This is a genomic window from Paenibacillus sp. 1-8, from assembly GCF_056316205.1.
In genome coordinates this window covers 1,100,046-1,121,380 of record NZ_CM149995.1, presented here as the reverse complement: position 1 = coordinate 1,121,380, position 21,335 = coordinate 1,100,046, and the positions used below count along the sequence as shown (strand labels likewise).

15 protein-coding genes and 1 pseudogene are annotated in these 21,335 nt (G+C 48.1%); 2 read left to right on the top strand and 14 right to left on the bottom strand.

Annotation, left to right across the window (positions count from 1 at the left end; all coding sequences use genetic code 11):
- Positions 1-95: 95 nt before the first annotated feature.
- The 3 genes from AC0WRU_RS05145 to AC0WRU_RS05135 all read right to left on the bottom strand — a co-directional run bounded on the left by AC0WRU_RS05145 (position 96) and on the right by AC0WRU_RS05135 (position 3,687).
- Positions 96-650: a mismatch-specific DNA-glycosylase gene (locus AC0WRU_RS05145; protein WP_476127500.1), complete on the bottom strand. Its 555-nt coding sequence runs from the start codon at positions 648-650 to the stop codon at positions 96-98.
- 121 nt (positions 651-771) lie between these two features.
- Positions 772-2,091: a hypothetical protein gene (locus AC0WRU_RS05140; protein ID WP_476127499.1), complete on the bottom strand. Its 1,320-nt coding sequence runs from the start codon at positions 2,089-2,091 to the stop codon at positions 772-774.
- Between the two features lie 141 nt (positions 2,092-2,232).
- Entirely contained in the window at positions 2,233-3,687 is a 1,455-nt protein-coding gene (locus AC0WRU_RS05135; protein ID WP_476127498.1) for a substrate-binding domain-containing protein, read from the bottom strand.
- A 99-nt stretch (positions 3,688-3,786) separates the two neighbouring features.
- On the opposite strand from AC0WRU_RS05135, the gene AC0WRU_RS05130 reads away from it, so the two are divergent.
- A complete protein-coding gene (locus AC0WRU_RS05130; protein ID WP_476127497.1) occupies positions 3,787-4,059 on the top strand; it encodes a hypothetical protein in 273 nt (90 codons plus the stop codon).
- A 99-nt stretch (positions 4,060-4,158) separates the two neighbouring features.
- Here the strand turns inward: AC0WRU_RS05130 and AC0WRU_RS05125 are convergent, their stop codons facing one another.
- The 9 genes from AC0WRU_RS05125 to melA form a co-directional block, all read right to left on the bottom strand.
- Positions 4,159-5,718, bottom strand: a complete 1,560-nt coding sequence (locus AC0WRU_RS05125; protein ID WP_476127496.1) for an IS1182 family transposase — start codon at positions 5,716-5,718, stop codon at positions 4,159-4,161.
- A 148-nt stretch (positions 5,719-5,866) separates the two neighbouring features.
- A complete protein-coding gene (locus tag AC0WRU_RS05120; protein ID WP_476127495.1) occupies positions 5,867-6,631 on the bottom strand; it encodes a methyltransferase domain-containing protein in 765 nt (254 codons plus the stop codon).
- A gap of 136 nt (positions 6,632-6,767) precedes the next feature.
- Positions 6,768-8,864: a multidrug ABC transporter permease gene (locus tag AC0WRU_RS05115; RefSeq protein WP_476127494.1), complete on the bottom strand. Its 2,097-nt coding sequence runs from the start codon at positions 8,862-8,864 to the stop codon at positions 6,768-6,770.
- Positions 8,839-9,741 (bottom strand): ABC transporter ATP-binding protein, encoded by a 903-nt coding sequence (locus AC0WRU_RS05110; protein WP_476127493.1) that lies wholly within the window; start codon positions 9,739-9,741, stop codon positions 8,839-8,841. The genes AC0WRU_RS05115 and AC0WRU_RS05110 overlap by 26 nt, the downstream gene beginning before the upstream one ends.
- Positions 9,734-10,123 carry a GntR family transcriptional regulator gene (locus tag AC0WRU_RS05105; protein ID WP_476127492.1) on the bottom strand — a complete coding sequence of 130 codons (390 nt, stop codon included), beginning with the start codon at positions 10,121-10,123 and terminating at the stop codon, positions 9,734-9,736. Before AC0WRU_RS05105 ends, AC0WRU_RS05110 begins: the two co-directional genes overlap by 8 nt.
- A 204-nt stretch (positions 10,124-10,327) precedes the next feature.
- Positions 10,328-13,003, bottom strand: a complete 2,676-nt coding sequence (locus AC0WRU_RS05100; protein WP_476127491.1) for a PAS domain S-box protein — start codon at positions 13,001-13,003, stop codon at positions 10,328-10,330.
- Between the two features lie 98 nt (positions 13,004-13,101).
- On the bottom strand, positions 13,102-14,037 hold the full coding sequence (locus tag AC0WRU_RS05095) for a nucleoside hydrolase (protein ID WP_476127490.1): 936 nt from the start codon (positions 14,035-14,037) through the stop codon (positions 13,102-13,104).
- Positions 14,038-14,212: 175 nt separating this feature from the next.
- A complete protein-coding gene (locus tag AC0WRU_RS05090) occupies positions 14,213-16,393 on the bottom strand; it encodes a glycoside hydrolase family 6 protein (RefSeq protein ID WP_476127489.1) in 2,181 nt (726 codons plus the stop codon).
- Positions 16,394-16,940: 547 nt separating this feature from the next.
- On the bottom strand, positions 16,941-18,455 hold the full coding sequence (gene melA, locus AC0WRU_RS05085; protein WP_476127488.1) for an alpha-galactosidase: 1,515 nt from the start codon (positions 18,453-18,455) through the stop codon (positions 16,941-16,943).
- A 184-nt stretch (positions 18,456-18,639) separates the two neighbouring features.
- Here melA and AC0WRU_RS05080 point away from each other — a divergent pair, with 184 nt between their 5' ends.
- On the top strand, positions 18,640-19,485 hold the full coding sequence (locus AC0WRU_RS05080; RefSeq protein WP_476127487.1) for a Cof-type HAD-IIB family hydrolase: 846 nt from the start codon (positions 18,640-18,642) through the stop codon (positions 19,483-19,485).
- Between the two features lie 481 nt (positions 19,486-19,966).
- Here AC0WRU_RS05080 and AC0WRU_RS05075 read toward each other — a convergent pair whose 3' ends face one another.
- Positions 19,967-20,194: a hypothetical protein gene (locus tag AC0WRU_RS05075; protein ID WP_476127486.1), complete on the bottom strand. Its 228-nt coding sequence runs from the start codon at positions 20,192-20,194 to the stop codon at positions 19,967-19,969.
- Positions 20,195-20,367: 173 nt separating this feature from the next.
- A pseudogene (locus AC0WRU_RS05070) lies at positions 20,368-21,325 on the bottom strand (IS30 family transposase).
- Positions 21,326-21,335: the final 10 nt, after the last annotated feature.

The following is a 21,335-nucleotide window of genomic DNA, read 5'->3' as shown; positions in this document are numbered from 1 at the left end:
TCTGCGGTAGTTCAAAGAACCACACGTTCTTCCCCTCAGGGCATGAACTGTGTGGTTCTTTTTCTTCTAGCTGAATCCCTTGTTCTCGCTGCATATCAGACGATTTCTGCCGTCAGAAATGTCTGGAGACCGCGGTAAATATTTGTGATCTCCTCCAGCGACATGCGAACCAGTCCGCTGGACGAAGGGGCTACAAATTCATGCATCTCGGGGATCAGCGGTTCTGGCTGGAATCCCCAATCTGCTTTGGATTTTTTACTGTATTCGGTATATACACCTTTGCCGACAAAGCAGGCTACCTTGGGACGGTATTCCTTTAGCTTGGCATGTAGCTTCAGACGTCCTTCGGCGTATTCCTCGCGCGCAATGTCCTCCACTCCCCTCGTGGGCCGGGAAACAATGTTCGTAAAACCGTAGCCAAGCTTGAGTAGCCCACCATCCTCCGATGAATCGTACAAGCGAGGGGTCAAACCCGCTCCCTCCAGTATGCGCCAAAAGCGGTTGCGCGGGTTCGCATAATGATGCCCCACTTCGCCTGATTTCAAGCTGGGATTGAAGCCTATAAATACGACAGATAATCCGTAATCCAGATGATCATCTATCTCATGCAGCTCTGCCTTGGTTCCTGTTCCTTTTTCTCTCTCTGCCATGGCACACCCCTCCCTCGTCCGATCAGAGGCACTTCACGGCCGTCAGCCCATGTGATTGCACTTTTCTTCTGTTGGCTCATGTCTTCTCCCTCCTCACTATATCTGCTCAGGACTTATCTGCTCAGGAACCTGATGCCGCAGGCTTGTCAAAGACATGGCTCTGCGTCCAATGCTGTCCACCATCCGAGGTGGTATACATTACCGGAGCCTTCTCTGAATCCGAAAAAATAGCCCAGCCTTCCTTGGCATTGGCCATCCCGATTTGCTGGCTGCCATAGCCGTCAAAGCTTTGCTTGCCGTTGTTCCACGTCTTGCCTCCATCATTCGTCCAGCCAATGGTATTAGGTTTGTCGCACGGTGCGCAATAGCCGCCCATCAACGCGGTGCTGCTGTTTACTGCATAGAGCATACCCGGTGCCGCCCCTTCATTCTTGGGAACCTGATTGTCTTGCTGGCTAATGCCGGGAGCCGGACCTGCGCCAGCGGTGGCATTTGCCAACACAGCACGCCAGCTTTGGCCGCTATCGGCGGTATGCCAGAGCGAATATGAGGTCTGATTCATGCCCGTATCCCCGACCAGCTCAATCCATGCGTTTCCGCGTTCTACCGAACGAATGATTACACCGTTCAGAGGGGCTTCGGTTTTCCGGGACAAAGCGGTGGTCCACTTCTGGCCGCCATTCGTTGTGTGTAAGATACCGAACGAGCCCTCTTTGCTTTGCGTTACCGCCCAACCGTTTTGCTGATCATGATAGTATGGTTGTCCAACGGTGTGATCAGGCACGGGAAGCGCGGACCAGGTTTGACCGCCGTCCTTCGTATATTGGTTTCCGGTGAATCCTTCCTTGGACGATACAAAGTGCAAAAATCCCGCTTGTCCTTGCTTCGGCACTGTCCCGATACTTTCCCAGCGCTTGCCTCCATCCTGAGTCGCCAGCAGCAAGCCGCTGTCTGCCATGACAGCCCATGCCTGCTGCCCATTCAAGGCAAAAATTTGCTGCACTGTCCCTTGACCCTGATATTGCACATCCCATGCCGCTCCGGCTGAACCGGATGTGCCTGCGTCTGTCCGGGCAATCCAGCCCTTCCCGCCGATCCAGCCGGATTTGCCGTCGATCAGGCGCAGCGCGGTAACATCGTCCATGCGAACCTTCGCCGCATTCGCATCTGTGGATGCTTGTCCACCAGCCCCCGATGCAACGCCTGTACCGCCAGTTGTGCCATTTTTCCCGTCAGAAGCAGTCTGCTGTCCAGGTGTATTTACAGCGGTTCCCGAAGCACCCGGTTGCGCGGAAGCAGAACCCTTTTGTCCATCCTGAACGGTTTGTCCGTTCTGCTCTTTCTGTCCGGTCTGTCCTGCTTGTGTTGTATCTGCTCCACAACCTGCTGTCATGATGGATACGGCGAGCAAAAGCGCCCATGCCGATAATTTTTTCTTCATTTTCGTTCATCCCCTTACTGTGTTAGTACAATGCTGCACGGGTATGTAACCGCAGCAAGGTATATCCTATGTATTACCCTGCTGTCTTCGTTTCACTCTTGACGGATGGAAACCCAAAATCGACCGTATGGAAAACCTCGTCTACGGATTTACAGGAACAAAACCGCCTTTTTCAATGATCCGTTTTCCTTCTTCGCTTTGCAGCCACTGGAGTAGCTGCTGAACCGAAGGGCTGGACTTCTCTCCTTCCCGTGTGACCACGAACAATTGAGCGGTGAACGGATACTGTTGCGAACGGATATGCTCCTTGTTTGGCACCACTCCGTCAATGGACAAAAATTTAACTTCTTGCCGCTTATGCATCACATTGGCAAAATAATAAAACGAATACCCGAGCGCATTATGATCCTTGTTAAAATCAGCGACTGCATTAATCATACCACCCATGATGCCAATTGTGCGCTCCCGGGGCGGCTCGGCCATCTCATGGTCAGCCATCACTTTCTTTTGCATATACGTCTGACTTCCCGAATTTTCTTCCCGCTGATAGGCTACAATCGGCTGATCCTTGCCTCCCACTTCACTCCAATTATGAATGGAGCCTTCATAAATGCGACGAATCTGCTTTGAAGACAGATTATGAACCGGATTGTAATCGTGAACGAGGAAAATAAACGCATCCCTCCCAATGGGAGTCAGCTTCATTTTCACTCCCCTACTTTTGGCAAGTTGCAGCTCCCCGTCGGACGGTCCGGCCACCAGAATGAGATCCGCCTTTTTGTCGATCAGATTTACATACGCCTGATGCGTTGTGTTGAATCTCAATTCGTGCGCCGCGCGCGCCTTGCTCATTCCAGTCAGCTCATGCAGCATATCCTGTGCGAACGGAATCGCCGCTGTAGCCCCATCGACCACTGGAAAATCCCGTTCTGCAATCAACGAGCGGTGAGGCAGCATTAGTGTAATGGTCAGGACAATGACGAGTGCGGCAGACATAGCGGCCACGACCCATTGCCATCTACGATCCACCTTTCCGTTCTTTCCTATCACCGCCGGATAACGGTCCACCCCAACCCCTACTACCATTCCGGCGATCGGCAGCAGTGCAGTCAGCAGAAACCAGATTTCACCATGCTGTGTGTACGGCTCCAATACCTCCAGCACAGGCTCCGCCCACGCGTGATAGATTGAAAACAATTGCCACGAACTCCCGCCCACCTCGGACGGTTGGCCGCCAGAGCCTTGTAACCCCACAATCCATAAACCCAGGCCGCTTAATAATGATAGCAGCCCGGTCAGCATGAGCGGAAGCTTGCGCAGACTGGAAATACGCGCACTCCAGGCACCGTAAGCTGCAAAAATCAGGCCGACGATCCAGGCATACAAAATCATCATCACAATGACCGCAGTATCCGTCACACCTTCACGCCTCAGCAGAAGCTGTACATTAGATGCCACAGCCATACTCCAAAATACATTAAACATGACTGAAAACAATCCAAACATAAATGTACCGCCCAGCCACGACCAAAACCATGTTGGCCGCATGGAGGCGCCTTTTTCCGGTTCGGTTATAACTCCCTTTGGATCAGACATGTACATCCCCCTATATCATTTAAATGAAATGAGCCTTTAAGCCACTGCTTTTTCATTGTACAATTATGGTAAAGATTAGTATACGAGGAGATGGTAAAAATGTCCTTATCCGATCACCGGGATAACACATCCGATATGGCCTTTCTCCGAAAAATGCATGATGACCTCTGGATATCCTTACAACATATTCCGGCCGAGGACGCTCTCAAGCTACTTCACAGTTTTTCAACACAAATCGAGATTTATCATGAAAAAAAGCATAAGGCCGCGGATTGGAAAAGCTATCTGAAAACTCCCTTGCCCTATATTGCCATCGCCGTCGGTATTTCACTGCCAACTGCCGCATGGCTTTTGATTTTGTTTTTACCATAAAGAAGGTATGCTAAAAAAGGGGCTGTCCCAAAAGCCCTTAAAAAGCATATCGAAGAAGAACAAAAACACCGATATGTTCAAAAGGGACGAAGCAGAGGTCTATCCTGCTTCGTCCCTTTTGCGTTTTTCCGTCATTGCGGCTTTTTTGAGCAGATTGTGGGCAAGGCAAAGCCACCCGACCTCCAGGCTTACTTTTTGCAAGCCGCGAAGCAGGAACCTTCGGAAACCCCGATTGTTTTTTATTTGTCCAAACACGCTCTCGGGCTCAGTCATGCGCCGAACGGAAAGAGTGTATCCTTCCTCGCTGCGCAGTCGTTCCCGCATGTCGTTTTTTTGCCGCATATAGGTCAGACTGACGGCAATCTCCCGGTTGCCCTTGGCTGTGGTGCATTTCGCTTTTAGGGGACAATCGCTACAATCTTCACTTCGATAATGGCGTGTCCGAATCGTGTAGCCGCTCTCCGTGACCGTCTGGCCTTCGTATCGAAAACGTAACATTTTTCCAGCCGCACAGGTCCATGTATCTTCCGTTTCGTTGTAGCTCCAGTTGTCCACTTTGCCTATCGCTTGCTTCCAGGCCCTGGTTTTCTCTTTGTGGTATGTCCCGTATTTGACGATCGCTTGGATGTTGTGCTCTTCGAAATAGCTGTAATTTTCTTCGCTTCCATACCCTGCATCGGCAATGACCATCTCTGGTCGTCTCCCGAGTGATTCTTCCAGATGTTCCAAATGGGGCTTCAAGCATTTCGTATCGGTAGGCCGCTGATGCACGCTGTAACCGAGCACAAACTGGTTTTCCGTGCCCATCTGCACATTGTATCCCGGCTTCAGTTGACCATTTCGCATGTGATCTTCCTTCATTCGTATGAACGTCGCGTCCGGATCGGTTTTGCTGTAGCTATTGCGCTCGCCCGCGGTTTCGATCTGATGCTCATACTTTTGGAGCCGCGGCAGCAAGTCCTTGCGTAACTGGCCCACGGCTTTCTTTAAGGTTTTGTTTTTCGGTTTTTCTTGCAAAGCTTCCTCCAGTTGTTGAACCGCGTTTTCCAGCTTTTCTGCCGTGAGCGAGGAAGCTTCGCCAAGCTCAGGAAGGTCTGTACCCGCGTGGAGCGCATCTTCTTCGCTTTCGGCCGCTTCGATGGTTTGGAACAGGGTATGTACTTTTTCTTGCAGCTTGGCCTGATGCTTGACAACGGCCTTTTTCCAGACGAAGGTGTACCTGTTTGCATTCGCTTCAAACTTGGTTCCGTCCAGAAAGTAGTGTTCCAAGGACACGTATTGCTCCTGAACAAGCAGCTCCAGCACATGGGTAAACACGGTTTCCAGCACCTCTTTCATCCGCTCCGAACGGAAGCGGTTGATGGTACGGAAATCCGGTTGTTGCCGCGCAGCGAGCCACATGAACATGATATTTTCGCGGACGGCCTTGGCGATTTGACGGGAAGAGTAGATGCGCTGGGTGTAGGCGTAAATGATGATTTTGGTGAGCATTTTAGGATGATAACTATGACGGCCACCGCCAGGATACGCAGCGTTGAAAATGGAATCACTCAGGCGGTTGACTGCGTCGTTTACCACACGGACGATGTGGTTTTCGGGGATATCTGCCTCTAAATCCATTGGTAAGAAAAGTTGATCCATGGTATATTGAATGTACAAAGAAACCGTCTCCTTTCGAATGGTTGGGTGGTACCTCCATTTTACCAAGGAACGGTTTCTTTTTGTTTTACAATTTGGAGAAAAGGGCCGTCCCCAGCCAATTTTATGACTTTTGGGACAGCCCCTCTTGGTATTGAATTCAACAATTCTATATCGCTCTTGCTTGGATCAAAAAACGGTGCTGCTTCACGTCCCAATACCCATCACTTTGAATGTCCAGATGTAGACCATACAGCTGTTCTATATATCTCTCTGGTTGAAAGTCAGCAATCTGCCATTCAATCGCTTTTAAGTAGTAGACAAGCGCTCCAATATCGTAAAACCGCTGTATCGGAAACTGTTCCCGCTGCTCCACGATTTCGAAGCCGTTGCTTTTCAGACCGGTAATCGCTTGAGAAAGGGACCAGTCCGCATATTCGCTATAAGGGGCTTCCAAACGGTCGTTAATGCCCACACAATCCAGGCCCCCCACCTGTTGGGTCAAAAACGTCCCGCCCGTATGCAAAATACGCCGCACTTCCGCTGGAGAAAATGCCTCATGCTTGTTCAGCACGAGATCGAACCCGTTATCATCCAATGGAAGTGAGTCGTCGTCATCTATAGCCATAACACGCACACCCAGCGGCTCCAATCGTTCCTTCGCAACAGGAATATTCGGTGCATATGCTTCTGTCGCGCATACGATCTCTGGAAAAGGACGCAGCCGTGACAAAAGTTCGCCTCCGCCTGTTCCCATATCCAGCATCGCCGTGGAAGAATGGATGAGCGTCATAGCCTTGCTGGCATAAGACCAGTCCAAGGGCTCGCTCGCTACGCGTCCTGTATCCGAGATGAATGAAAAATCCCATCCGGAAAAGGATTGCTTATAGTGATCCAACAACTGTATAAACTCACGATCTTCTGTATATCTCATATTGTACTGCTCCTTCCTGAATTAGGCTGACATCATTTACCGAACGCTATACTCTTTATGTTCTGCGTTCTATCTCTATATGCCTCTACATCTGCCCAAATCAGGAGGAATTTCTTGCCTGCCGTTCGGTGCCGTTTTAAGGAGCTGCTGGTAGAGCCTTCGCAAGCTCAGGTGTTATGTCTTTTGGATTTAATAAATAATAGCCTGTGTGAGCATTTAAGCCATATAAAGGTTTGATTTTGATCTGTATCAGGTAAGTGCCTTTCTCCATATCCGGAGTATAGTTATAGGATCTGCGGTTTTCCAAAATAGCTTTCCAGAGCTTCATATCTTCAATGACGATTGCTTTATGCTTCTGCTGTATATCTCTGAATAAATTGACGTCTTCGATATACTGACCAGATTGATAAGGTTTCATCTCCTGAGAAACAATTGGAACAGCACGCACAGAAAGTATATCCTTCGAGGTGACAATTACCTTGTCGACATATCCCTTCTGTTTCAGCCAACCTTCCAGTTTATGAAAGGATAAACGCCAGTTAAATGCAACATTACGAGTCCATTCCGGCTCATATTTGGAGATAGAGGAAGCTTTATTCAGAATTTCGATATTCCCCAGCGGATAACTTCCAGACTGCATTTCGCTATAGCTCATATCCAAAATTTCTTCTTTCAGCACAGCTTCAAATTCGCGAATTTCTTTCGGATCGGTCAGTATCACCCTCCGTTCCTCATCATCCCCTGATTTAATGCTGATCGTTTCGGCTGCACCATATAGCTTATCCAACGAGTATGCTACTGTTTTGTACGGCTCAGACACCATGACCTTTGCCAGTTCTGCCCGGAAAGGCTGCTCGGGAAATGTATAGCTTCGGGTCATAATTGAACCATCGTCAAGGTGATAGGCAATGGCTATCATTTGAAGAGGTTCATCTTTGGTCATGGACGTCTGTCCTGATGAATGGGCCCGCACGAGTTCACGCTGTAAATTCAGCACAGAAGCGATATAAGCTTTATCCTGCGAAAAATAAAGATCTTTTCGTGTAATGCCCCCATCCAAATACAAACTTGGTCCGGCATAAACTTGCTCCACGGAATGCGCGGCTGGAATCCGTTCCTCGTAGCCTATCCAACTTGAAGTCGGAATGTACATTGCCAGACCCAATACTGCACCGTATGCGACTAACTCCAGCAAAGCACGAACACGTACGATTTGCCACGTCTTGCGAATCACCATCTCCACAACGATATAACCTAAAATAGCTCCGAGCACATAACCGAAGATCGACCAGTCTTTACCCTGCCCCCCTGGGCTATAAAAATATTCTCCTATCATCAGCATGACGCATAACATGACTCCTGCCTTAAATAAGGGCTGGAAGAAGGTAAATGCCATTGCTTGCGTTGCCTTCTCTACCAGCCGTTTGCGATACAACACATAGCTCAAGATCACAAACAGCAGAGAAACACCAATATAAACAAGCAGTTCAATATATGAAAATGGAGTTTTTAGCAATTCCGTAAAGCGAATAAACGGCGATAAAGAATGCCAAATATTAATGTTACTACGTAACTCCATGCCATCACTATAACGAACTATTGTTCCACTGACCTGATAGTAACCGTACAAATGATGCCCCAGAAAGCGACTAATCATGGATGACAGAAAGAAAGGAAGCACCATCAAAATGTATACTACAGCAATTTGCAGCAGCGATTGCCCTACGCAAATACCTACAAACACAGTAAAGGCGAAAAGAAAAATGCTAATGACCGAGACGACCAATGCCCATGATCCAACATCATTCATGTGAAAAATATAAGGCAGATCATTCGCGGCGTTAACCCAAGCCGTCACTCCTGCCGTGAGCCACACGGGTACGAGCAAGAGGATAAGACCACTGATCAAATGTGCCGTTAGCAGATGTTCCCTGCGTAATGGCAGACTGTGATACAAATCAGATGGCCCCTGCCGCTGAATAAAACGAGTCAACATCACACCTGTCAGCACGGGTACGGTCAATAAAATCATATTTTGCAAATCATTACCTGAGTTTGCACTATCGAACAAGCTTCTCAAAACCTCGTGCACCCGTTCGTCTCCGATGCTCATAAATAACGGCAGCGGCACTGTAAACAATAATCCCGCCAAGTACAACAGACCGATCCAGCCATGCTGTCTCAGGCTTTGGCGAATCACGCCGCCGCTACAGAAGAATCGGTTGGATGTCATAACCTGCGTCCTCCATTTCATAAATGAAAATTTCCTCCAGCGTCAACGGCAGCAAATCGAACACATGCGGCTCATACGCCTGAATCGTCTCTGTAATCTGCTCTCGTTCACCCCTGATAATAAGCAGCAAAACACTGCCTCTGCGCTCCTTATGTACAACCGAAAGTTGTCCGCAGACGACTTCCTCATGCATGCTGTCACGAAAAGCAACCTGCACCTTATGCGTATCGGACTTGAGGTCGTCGACCTCTTTTTCCAACAGCATACGTCCCTGATGCATAATGCCGACATGATCACACATGTCTTCAATCTCACGCAAATTATGGGATGAAATCACGACAGTCATCTCACGTGCGGCGGTTTCCTGGAACAGCAGATTTTTGATCATTCGTCGCATTACCGGGTCCAGTCCGTCAATCGGCTCATCCAAAATCAGCAGCTCAGGCATACAGCTCAAGGCAAGCAAAAAAGCGGCCTGACGCTTCATCCCCTTGGAAAAACGGTGAAGTTTACGCTTCGGATCAAGCTTGAAAATGTCGGTAAGCTGTATGTAGCGTTCCTCACTCCAGCTCGGATAAATGGAACGGTAAAACAGGGCCATCTGGCGAATCGTCGTTTGCGGGAAAAAATAAGGGGTATCCGGCATAAACAGAATGCGCTGCTTGACTTCCGGCTGCTCATACACCGGCTGCCCACCGATTAGCACCTTGCCAGTATCCGGTCGGTAAATCCCGGCGATAATTTTGAGCAGTGTCGTTTTACCTGCTCCGTTGGAGCCCAAAAGTCCAAAAATAGAGCCTTTCTTCACCGTAAGGGCGAGCTGATCGACAGCCTTTTCTTCTGTAAATGTCTTTGTGACTTCCCTTAATTCAATCAAGGGACATCCCCCTTTCCTTCAATTGCGTAGCTTCCATGTATAAGGCGTCCACTTCCTGCTGCGTAAAACCGAAATGGACAGCTTCGATCATCTGCTTCAACAGCGCCGCCCGAATCTCATCCCGCTTCATTTGCTGCGGCTGATGCTCGGCAGGGGTGACAAAGCTACCCTTGCCCTGGACGGAATAGATGTATCCTTCGCGTTCCAGCTCTCGATACGCCTTCTGAATCGTATTGGGATTCACCGTAAGCTGAGCGGATAAAACCCGTACAGAAGGCAATTGCTCATCCGGCTGAAGCGATCCGTATACGATCATTTCCTTTACCTTGTCTATTAGCTGTTCGTAGATCGGCTTACGACTGCGGATATCCAGCTCGAACATGGACTTCCTCCTTTCAAGACTTGATCAGATTCATCTGCATTCTTTTAACTGTTCTAACTGTACTATTATTTATAATACAATTAGAACAGTTTGTCAATCATTTCTTTGGTTATTTATTACAGAAAAGAGAAACGCCTTGCATACCATTCCACTTGGACATAAAAATAGCCGTGATGCGTTAAGCACCACGGCTGGCTATTTCTTTTAGCATTCCGTCGATTCGTAAGGCTCATCACGGCTTATATTCGCAAGTGCTTCCCCTTCCGGTAGCATAAGATCTAGCTGAAACCGGAACGTGGCTCCTCTGGCCTCGTCACTATCCACATCAATGGAGCCGCCCATCAGACTGACCAGGTTTTTGCAGATGGATAGCCCCAGACCTGTGCCTCCATATTTCCGGTTCAATGCCGGATGAAGCTGGGAAAAGGGCTGAAACAATAGATGCTGGCGATCTGAGGGAATACCGATGCCGGTATCGGTTACACTGAACTCAATCAAGCATTTCTTTTTACGGCTGCTGTAAGCCTTGCTCTCGGCAAAGATGTTTACACGCCCTCGCTCCGTAAATTTGATTGCATTGCTCACCAAATTCACCAGCACCTGCCGGATACGCACATGGTCACCGACAAGGACTCCCGGCAATTCCTGATCCACGTGCCACTCCAGCTCAATGTCTTTTTCCATAGCCTGCTTGAGAAATAGGTCCGCCACACTGCCCATCATATTCTCAAGTTCAAAAGGCTCGTGCAGCAACGCCATTTTTCCAGCCTCAATTTTGCTCAAATCCAGTATTTCATTCAATATCTGCATTAAAGCACTGCTACTATTGGTAATAATATCGATATAACTTCGCTGTTCCTCATCCAATTCAGTGTCTGCGAGCAACCCGGCCATCCCGATAATTCCGTTCATCGGTGTACGAAGCTCATGACTCATCACAGAAAGAAATTCTGACTTGGCCCGGTCGGCCCGCTCGGCGGATTCCTTGGCCCGGATGATTTCCTTCTCATTCGTCATATCCACAAAAACCATTACGGCCCCTTTACGCTCTCCATTATCCATCAGGGGACTGATCCGGTAAGAGACGAGGAAGCTGGACCCGTCTTTTTTCCAAAATACGGCTTCCTCAGCCTGATAAGAAGCGCCACTGCGGATCGCTTGAAGAATGGAGGGCTGCTCATCCGGATAATGTCTGCTAATCTCATCGAAATGGCGGATCATGTCCGTACATGTCCCGCTCAGTGGATTTTCCGATCCCACTCCAAACATTTCGACCGCCGCCGGATTCATAAAACGGACATGCCCCTCGGTGCTCAAGCCCACAATGCCTTCAGATACCGCGTTCAGAATGAGTGAATGCTCGTTGCTGAGCTTTTGGATTTGGGCGATGTAGCTTTTGAGCGGGGTGACATTTTCAACGATGCCATAGCAGCCGACAATTTGCTCATGCACAAAAATCGGGATATTGGTTACCTTGATAAACAGACGCTCCCCATCCTTATGTATGAACTCTGATTCATAGGTTTGCGTTTCTCCCTGTTTGGCCAGTTCCATATGATGCCTAATCTTGTCCTGTTCCTCGGAAGGAGCCATCGCAAGAACTCCAGTCCCAAGCAGTTCCTTCCTTGTATAACCGGTAAGCTCCTCCAGACTGGGATTTACACTCAGGATTTGCCCCTCCATATTCATGGCGCATATGCCGAGCGGGTTATGCTGGAACAGCGATTTATAACGGTTCTCGCTTTCACGAAGACGCTGCTCCATCTTTTGGTGCTCCGTGACATCCTGTATCATACCGACAACTTGAATCGGCTGCCCTCCGCGCTCGTCCATTTCCGCTTCCCAGGTCGAACGCAGCACTTTCTGTTCACCATTAGGCAATACAATCCGGTAAAAGGTTTCTTGATGAATCCCTTTTAAAATGACGTTCGTTATGATCTCGATCATTCGCTCTTTATCCTCTGGATGAATAGCATCCAGAAAAGAATCAATACTTGTCTCGACCGGCTTTACGCTAAAGCCGAAAATGCTGCGGAATTCCTTGGAAAAATGCAAAACGTCGTTAACCAAATCCCAGTCCCATGAGCCAAACATCGCCAGTCGCTGGGCTTTTGCAAGATTATCCTCACTCTTCTGGCGCTCCGTGATGTTGCGACCAATAGACAGAACCCGCTTGATCTGACCTTCCTCATCCCGAATAATGCGGTATGACACCTCCAGCCACAAATAATGTCCGTCCTTGTGACGCACACGCCGCTTCATAATACCTGTTTCCTGGAAGATTCCATGTACGCGCATATAATCGGCATCTTCTGCATGATAAAATTCGAGCCGTTTTTTGCCGAGCATTTCCTGCCTGGTGTAACCAAGAAGCTTCTCTACCGAAGGAGAAACATATTGAAGGTTGCCGTCCGGCGTGCTGAACGAGACCACATCCGGCGTATTTTCTGTAATCAGCATGTACAAGTCCTCATTGTCCGAGAGTACCTGCTGCATGTCTTTTTTCTCCGTGACGTCTATCGCGTAGGCAATCAGATACGTTTGACCCGTAGCCGGGTCATCAAATATCGTTAATTCCAGCGATAACCAGACGGATGTCCCCCGCTGATGTTTTAAACGAAGCTCTGCCTTGTACACTTGATCCGTAGCTTTCAGCCAGCCCGTATAGGCGTCCCGCAACGCTTGTCGATCTTTGTCTCCTTTATACAACAAATGATAATATCGGGTTTTCAGCAATTCCTCCTGCTTGTATCCGACCATGTGGCAAAGGGCGGGATTGACGTACAGACATTTTCCGTCCCTCGAAAAAATGGCGATCCCTGTCGGTGCATGATTGTACATGTGTTCCAGCAAAGGCAGACGTTGAGCAGCAGAAAACACAATAAATCTCCTCCTTTGTGGTTTATGAGGGCGCAGTCTAACATGCATGCACAAAGGATTGCCGATGCAGATCCACCGGCAATCCTTTGAATTATTTTTTATACCACCCGGCTCAGAAAATGACGCAAAAACCGCTCCGCATCCACCTTAAGTGCCACGTCAATACTTGTCTGCGAATGAGCTTGATCCTTGTCCGTTACTTCACGGGTACGACCAACCTCAGCGGAATTCCCCACCTCGACGGCAATGTGCATCGGGCGCGTCTCCACAAAGCTGGAATCAATCGCTAGCCCTACGGCCAACGGATCATGCAAAGCACAGCCCGCGATACCGGGTCTGAAATTACGATAGGCTTCCATATAAAAGTCCGTCATATCTGCCATAAACGTGCCCAACTCGGTCCCTTGCTCACGCCATTTGTCCACCTCATGCTGAGGAAGCAGCGTCTGCATAGTCACGTCCAGCCCAACCAGCGTAAGCGGGAAACCTGCTCCCAACACATTAGCTGCGGCTTCAGGATCGGCATATATATTCGCTTCAGCGGTCGGGGTTACGTTGCCTTTTACCGTGACTGCGCCGCCCATAATGATCAGACGGTCAAGCAATTGCGGCAGTTCGGGACAGCGATCCAGTGCAATCGCAAGGTTCGTCAGGGGTCCCACCGCAACAAGGGTAAGCTTGCCTTCATAGTGACGAGCCTGTCCGATGATAAAATCAGCAGCATCACCAGTTGCAGCCTGTCGGGAAGGCGAACCCTTCAACTGGTTGCCAATCCCGTCCTCGCCGTGGATATGCCGGGAATACGGCTTGAACAGCTCACGGGCATACGGCTTGTGAGCGCCGGACACGACCGGAGCCTCTACACCCAGCTTTTCCAGCAGGATCAGCGAGTTGCGTGTCGCCTCCTCCACCGAGATATTGCCAAAGGTGGTTGTAATACCGAGCAGCTCCAATTCCGGCGAATGGACAGCGTACGCAATAGCAAGTGCGTCGTCGATACCTGTATCTACATCTAAAATTAACTTTTTACTCATGATGACCTCCACAGTAGAACAAAGCATTCTTTTTTTATTATACACAATTTGAATACTTATTCTCTTGGTCATGAGGTCTTTATCTGAAAACGATCAAAAAAAGCTACGGCAGTTAAGCCATAGCTTTTTCTTCGGGGCTCTTCCATTACTTAAGCACACATCTTCTGTTCCAATCTTAAGGCTCGATTCCCCACACCTGCTTTTCGTTATGGAACAACATTACTTTATTCCACTCTGTATAAGAGGTTTTGGTTGGATCGAAGGAGTAGTCATTGGATTCATCCAGGTTAGACCAGTCGCTATTGTTGATGCGGATCTGAATATCACCTGTTTGCGCTCCAGCAGCAAGCGTGCCGGCAGCAGCATTGAAACCAATTTCAATATAGTTGTCTGTAATGGTACGCAGCACATTATCATTGCCTACTTGCGCATAGTCTACTGCGGATTGCAGCTCCTGGCTGCCATCTTTCGTGAAATAATACCGGACTTTCAGCTCACTCAGCTTCACGGGTGTTGTACCTTTATTTTTCAGATTTAAGAAAGGCTTGGCTGAGTTATTAGCTGGATCGGTGTCCCCGGCCCGATACATTACAACCAGATCACCCGCTGGTTCTGTAGGATCTGTAGGGTCCGTTGGATCTGTCGGTGTACCTTTTGGTTCAGCGCTTACCGCAGTGGAATCCTTGCTTGTTCCTGTCGTATTCGTAGCACTTAAAACATAGAAATAAGTTGTTCCGTTGGTCAGTCCCTTATCCGTGTACTCTTTCTCAGTAACAAGAGGCGCAACGGTTGTAAAAGGACCTGCTTCGCTGGTTGCACGTTTTACCGTGTAGCTGTCGACCCCAGTGGACGCATTCCAGGTCAGCTTCACTTCCGCATTACCCGCTGTCGCCTTTAAGCCCGCTGGTACTGCCGGAGCGGATGGTGTAGGAGTTGTTCCGCCACCGGATGAAGGGACAATCGCTGGATATGCATTTTGCACAAGCATAACAAACTGATCATGGAACCAAGCTCCTGAAATAGGTGCATTCGGTAAAGCATCTGTTAATGTGCCATCCTTGGTTGTATAGGTAGGATCACAGTATCGGTCAAAGCCTTTACCCTCATCGTTCGGAATGAGCGAGCTGGAACCATCGGAATCACCCGGAGGTTTCGCCCATACATAAGCATCGACATGGGAAGCTGGAGCTGTTTGCGGCGGCGTACCCATACCTGCTCCGCTGTTATTACACCAGTTACCACGATGCGAGCGTTTGTCTACACGACCTGAGTTCACATAGGAGTTAATATCACTACCGACAGCGGCAGTCGGACGGTTAGGTCCTCCCCATCCGTTACGGCCCGTATCAATTAACATACCGAGTGAGCTCGGCCAGCCTGCACTCACAAAGTCTCTATGCAAGGACTCTGCGAAATCAGATTCATCGAAATTAGGATTCCATTCGTAGTATTTGGAAGATTTGATCGGCTGTCCGCCGATATTCAGGTTTGGATCGGGCAGATTAGGCTCTGTCAGCGGGGAAGAATTGGCTGTATTCGTGATAAAGCCGTCCACACTGGACAGTCCTTTGCTCGTGTCTCTGAAAACATTCGTGAACAACGATACGGTTGCTGTGCGATTGTTATCCCAACCCAGCCAGCCGGAGTGACCGATATCTACATATTTGTAGACGTTAGGAATATCGTTCAACTTATTAATTGTATACTTGATGCCGGCTTCATAAATTCCTGTAGATTTGGCTTCCGCGCATTTGGGGTCATTCAGATTGGTCACGAGGTTTGGCAAACTGTCTGGTTCAATGATCGCTACGATACGAATATCCTTATATTTGGGATTGGCAAAGATCGTAGCAATCTTGTCGATATAATCCTTTTTATACGTTTCCAGACCTGCCTGGGTTAACGGAAGCTCACCATTGGAAGCCAAGGCATGACAATCCCGTCCGGGCAGATCATATACAATAAACTCTGCCGCAATTGGTGTATTGCCTTTCTTTTGCGCCAATACTTGGTCCAAATGCGCTTCCAAGCCAAGCTTTCCTCCACCCCCGTTAATAGCAGCGATACGATCAAGCCATACAGCTGTCGGGAACGTTTTGACGGTTTGCATTTTCGCTTTCAGCGTGGGATCCGTAACCTTGGCAATCGACGTATCGACGCTAGCGGCGTAATCAGGACTAACATATTTGGTTGCCCCTTGATAAGGATTGTCCACATGGGACTCCGCGTGTATTTTATCCGTAAATCCTGCACCTGGTAGAAAGCTGCTTGCGACGAGTGATAGCGCAAAAGCATACTTAACGCTTTTAAGAAGCATGCCTTTACGAAGCACTTGTTTGGTTTTCAATTGCTTCACCTATCTTTCCGTAAATTTTGTTGAATCTTCCTATGTCGGCACCTGATTGTTACATGATTATGTGTGTTACGCCTACTTTCTCCAAAAAAGCGGCGTTCATAGTTGTAATAGGTAAGCGCTTTCTACTTTTTCGCACGCTTACATTTTCCTCTTTTCGTCACCTCCTATGTTAGATTATAGTGAGCTGGAAATCTGCTGTAAATTGAATAAATCAAGAATTAAATTATTAGTTAGGCTTTAAATTGCCACTCTGTCGGTCTTTTTTACCGCTATATTTCCCAGGAACCGGTTCCTTTATTTAAAGGTGCATCCGCCCTGTGGCAAGCCCTATGGGCGAATTGGGGCATCGACATGGGAGAAGAGATTTGTAATAACAAGGCTCTATTCTTTAATTTCCGTCGACCCGAATCGACAACCATAAACCTGAAGATATGAAGTGTGAGGGGCGGCTATGCCTAGCGCTCATATCAGAAAAGGGTATTTCCAGGCCATCACGGCACTGAAAACCCCCTTCTACCACTACGACTATTGAAAATGCTCTGGACGTTCAGGCTTCGCTAGTTTGCACCTTTTCACGGTCCTTGCCTTTGTCCGACTCACCAGCATTTTTGTTCGCGGCATCCCGGTCCAACTGCATTTCCTCGACCGTCTTGACCTTGATCCGTGCCGCTCCCTCGTAATCGCGGGTCGGGATCAGGTTGCCAGCAGACAGACGCTCGCGCGCCTCGACAATCGCTGCTCCATATTGCGGCAACCACGCCTCCTGCGCTACCAGCATTTCATCGACCATTTGCCAGATTTCCTTCGGATTGCATACCGCACCCACCAGCGGGTCCAGCATAAACGCCTGCCGCAACAGCTTGTCGTCCCCATGCACGGCAGCTTCAACTGCCAAACGCTGCACGGAAATGCTGACATTGCAGACAGCCGCAGGGCCGAGCGGCAGCTCACCCACATGAGGCATGGAGATGCCGTTACGATCCACATATCCCGGCGCCTCAATAATCGCATCATCCGGCAGATTGGAAATCACTCCGTTGTTGACGACATTAAAATGCCCCCGGTATACACGTCCTGTTTCGAGTCCTTCAATAATGTAAGAGCCATGCTCTTCACCGCGTTTCTCGGCCTTGTACTCCAGTGGATCTTCCTTCATCCAGTTGGGGAAATCTGTTTCAAACCAGTTACGTCCTTCCGTACATACACGCAGATAGCCTCCCGTTTCTCCATTGATCCAGCTTCCCAGATCAATCCAGTCGAGAATTTCATCCGGACGCTTCCGATACCAGGGAACATACTCGCTTAGATGGCCGTTCGATTCGGTGCTGTAATAGCCAAAACGGCGTAGCATGTCGATGCGTACCTTTTCAGTGCGGCTATATTCAGGGTGTTTTTCAAAAGCCTCCAGTAGTCCGGCTGTCAGATCCTTGCCTTCATGTGAAGCCTGAATGTACCACGTCTGGTGATTGATTCCGGCACACACAATGTCCATATCCTGCTTCTCCAAGCCGTATACCTCGGCAATTTGGTGATGTCCATGCTGTACGCCGTGACACAGCCCAATCGTACGTACGCCGCTGTACTTGTTGCAGGCCCAAGTGATCATCGCCATCGGATTCGAGTAGTTCAGCAGCAGCACGTCCGGTGCGCTTAGCTCGCGGATATCCTTGCAGATGTCCAGCATTTCAGCAATACCACGCTGCCCATACATAATACCTCCTGCACATAGTGTATCGCCCACGCATTGATCCACGCCATATTTCAGCGGAATATCTACATCAGTCGCAAAGCCTTCAAGCCCCCCTACCCGGATCGTACAAATTACATATTTGGCATCCTTCAAAGCCACTTTTCGATCCGTGGAGGACTGTATTGGTATAGACAAACCGTTCTCCCGAATATCTCGCTGACACAGCTCAGTGACCATATCCAGATTGTGCTGATTAATGTCCGTAAAAGCCACTTCAATCTCATTAAATTCCGGCACAGTCAACAGATCACGCAAAATTCCACGTGTAAAACCGATGCTCCCGGCTCCAATAAAAGCCACTTTAAATGACACGGCATTCAACCTCCAGCGCTAGAATTGTGGTATACCGTCATTGTAGCAACTTGCCAGAGGGAAGCGTTATCAAAATCATGACCAGATTCGTATTTAGGTGTCAAAAATCCTAACCTTTATATCAACAGGAGCCATAATGTAGTAACATAAAAGAAAACGTTCGACAGCAAGGAGCAGCCTGAGAATGAGCAAAAAGATTATTTTTTTAGATATTGATGGAACGCTAGTGGATGATGATGGTATGATTCCCGAATCTGCAAAAGCAGCATGTATCGAAGCAAGGAAAAACGGTCATCTCATTTATTTATGTACAGGCCGCTCCAAAGCGGAGATCTACGATTTCATCATGGAAGTGGGTTTCGACGGAATTATTGGAGCTGGCGGGGGCTTTGTAGAAATCGAAGGTGAGATGTTATATCATCACAAAGTATCGGATGAAGATGTAAAACATATGGTCGATTACTTTAATGAACACGATTTGGACTTTTACCTGGAATCGAACGGGGGACTGTTTGCGAGCAGAAATTTCCTGCCCCATGTGGAACGGCTTATTTATGGTGATGTGGACAATGATCCCGTAGCCCGAGAGAAAAAGGAACACCGCCCGCATCCTTTTATCACCGGCCTAACTATAGGAGAGGACAACCTGTATCGTAGTGACGTGAACAAAGCGTGTTTCTTGGAAAACAAAAACGTTCCTTTCGAACAGATCAAAAAGGAATTCGCAGGGAAGTTTGAGGTTATTCAATGTACTGTATCTGCTTTCGGGCAAGACAGCGGGGAACTCATGGTTCCGGGTATCCACAAAGCCGTGGCTATTGAAAAGCTTATTGAGCATTTGGGCATATCCAGGGAAGATACGATTGGTATCGGGGATGGCATGAACGATGCTGAAATGATTGAATATTGCGCGTTAGGAATTGCCATGGGAAATGCCAAGCCGGGCTTAAAAGCCATTGCCGATGAGATTACGGATGCTGTAGATGAAGATGGGCTGTTTCATAGCTTTAAAAAGCATGGTCTGATTTAGTGAAGTTATTTTTTATACTTAAGCCCCTACAGCAGTTTCTGGACTTAAAAATAGTCGGCTTGTATTGAGCAACAGTGTAGTTGGATGCGGTAGATCTTATGACATGAGGTGTGGATAGCTTACTTCTTCAATTTCCACCTTTATTTTACGTGTTCCCTAGTTGTTCCGGCTTGCTTTGAATGTCAATACAACTGCATTTTCCATCCTTTGTTCATCTGCATTGTTTGCTGGATAGATTTTTAGTAATAGATTCTACTAGAGGCAGTTTTAGGACTTTTACACATTTGATTGGAGCATACAAAAAAGCTCATTCTAACCCCTTGTTCAAGTCGGAATAAGCTTTTGAAGGTTTATCAAGTGTTTATCAAGTTGCTTAGTGTTTGGTTTGTTGGTTGTATTGTACGATCTTGTTGTTGACAGTATACAACACAATTATTTACATATAATCAATGAAATATAGTTATAACCAAACAATGTGATCCTATTTATTACCCTTGTTCCGTTTTGTTAAGCCCAACCTGTCTAATATATCGCTTTTATTAACATTTAACCGAACATGGTAGCCTCCAGATGGACATATAATACTAGGATGCATACCACTTTCTGCTTTTTGATAAACTAGGATTTGTCCACAATTTGGACAGGGAACTTTTTCACCATTCAAGACCTTTCTATCAATATCATTCTTATCTTTATTATTGTTATCCATATTTTCCTCCTTAAAGTCAACGATACGGTAAATTAGGATAAAGAAGTTTCACTTCTTTGAGGATAGCACGAATTTCACTATATGAAAGATTTTCTTTTATATGCTTTGCTTCTCTTAAAAACGCAATAACCTCTTCGCGTTGAGTATAAGTAGGATTTTTTAATAACGGATTGTCAAGCCAAGCACGACAGTTCTTCTGAAAAGGATTCGTGAGCAGTCTTCCAGCCCAAACATTTTCGTGGTCTGTCGTTGATGAGATGGAGGGCATTCTCCAAATCTTCATCCGTGATGTGAGCGAAATCCGTCCCTTTGGGAAAGAACTCTCGCAGCAAGCCATTGGCATTCTCATTTGAGCCCCGCTGCCAGGACGAGTAAGGATCAGCAAAGTAGACCTGAACGCCATGCGTAGCTTTCAGGCTGGGATAACAAGCAAACTCCTTGCCTCGGTCAGCGGTAGCGGTCTGGAAGGCTCCGGTAGGGTACGGAGAAGTGGCTACGCCAAAGGCAATCTCCATCGATAGCGCCGTGCGGTCAGGCATCTTGATCGCGGTATACAGACGCGTTTTGCGTTCAATGAACGTGGCTACGCAGCCCTTACTTTTTCCACGGCCCGAGACGACGGTATCCAGTTCCCAATGGCCGAACGTTTCCCGAGAACGGACGTCTTTAGGGCGTTTTGAAATGGGTTTACCTACGGTAAACTTGCCACGGGTTTCTGCTGGCTTCTGTCGCTTACCTTTGTGCCGAAGTACGGTTAGCGTCCCTCTCACCAAAAGGCCTGCATACAGCCAGCGATAAATGGTTTTGAAACACACCACACGCTGTCCTTCCTGACGCAACCGTTCTACGATCTGCTCTGGAGACCAGGTCGCCTGAAGCTTCTCTTCGATGGCAGCCGCCTGCTCAGTAGTCCACTTCCCGGCAGGGATCGAGGCCTTACGTCGCTGGTGGTAGCTCTCTTGAGAGCGCTCGGCATGATACGCCTTTTGCTCGTCATGGCGTTGGAGTTCGCGACTAATGGTCGCATGGTGCCTGCCCAGTTCCTTGGCAATCGGTTCTTGCGCTTTTCCCATGCTGATGCAGGATTTCTAGCTTGCTTCGTTCGATTATGCTAAGATGTAAATAACTCATGGACTGATTC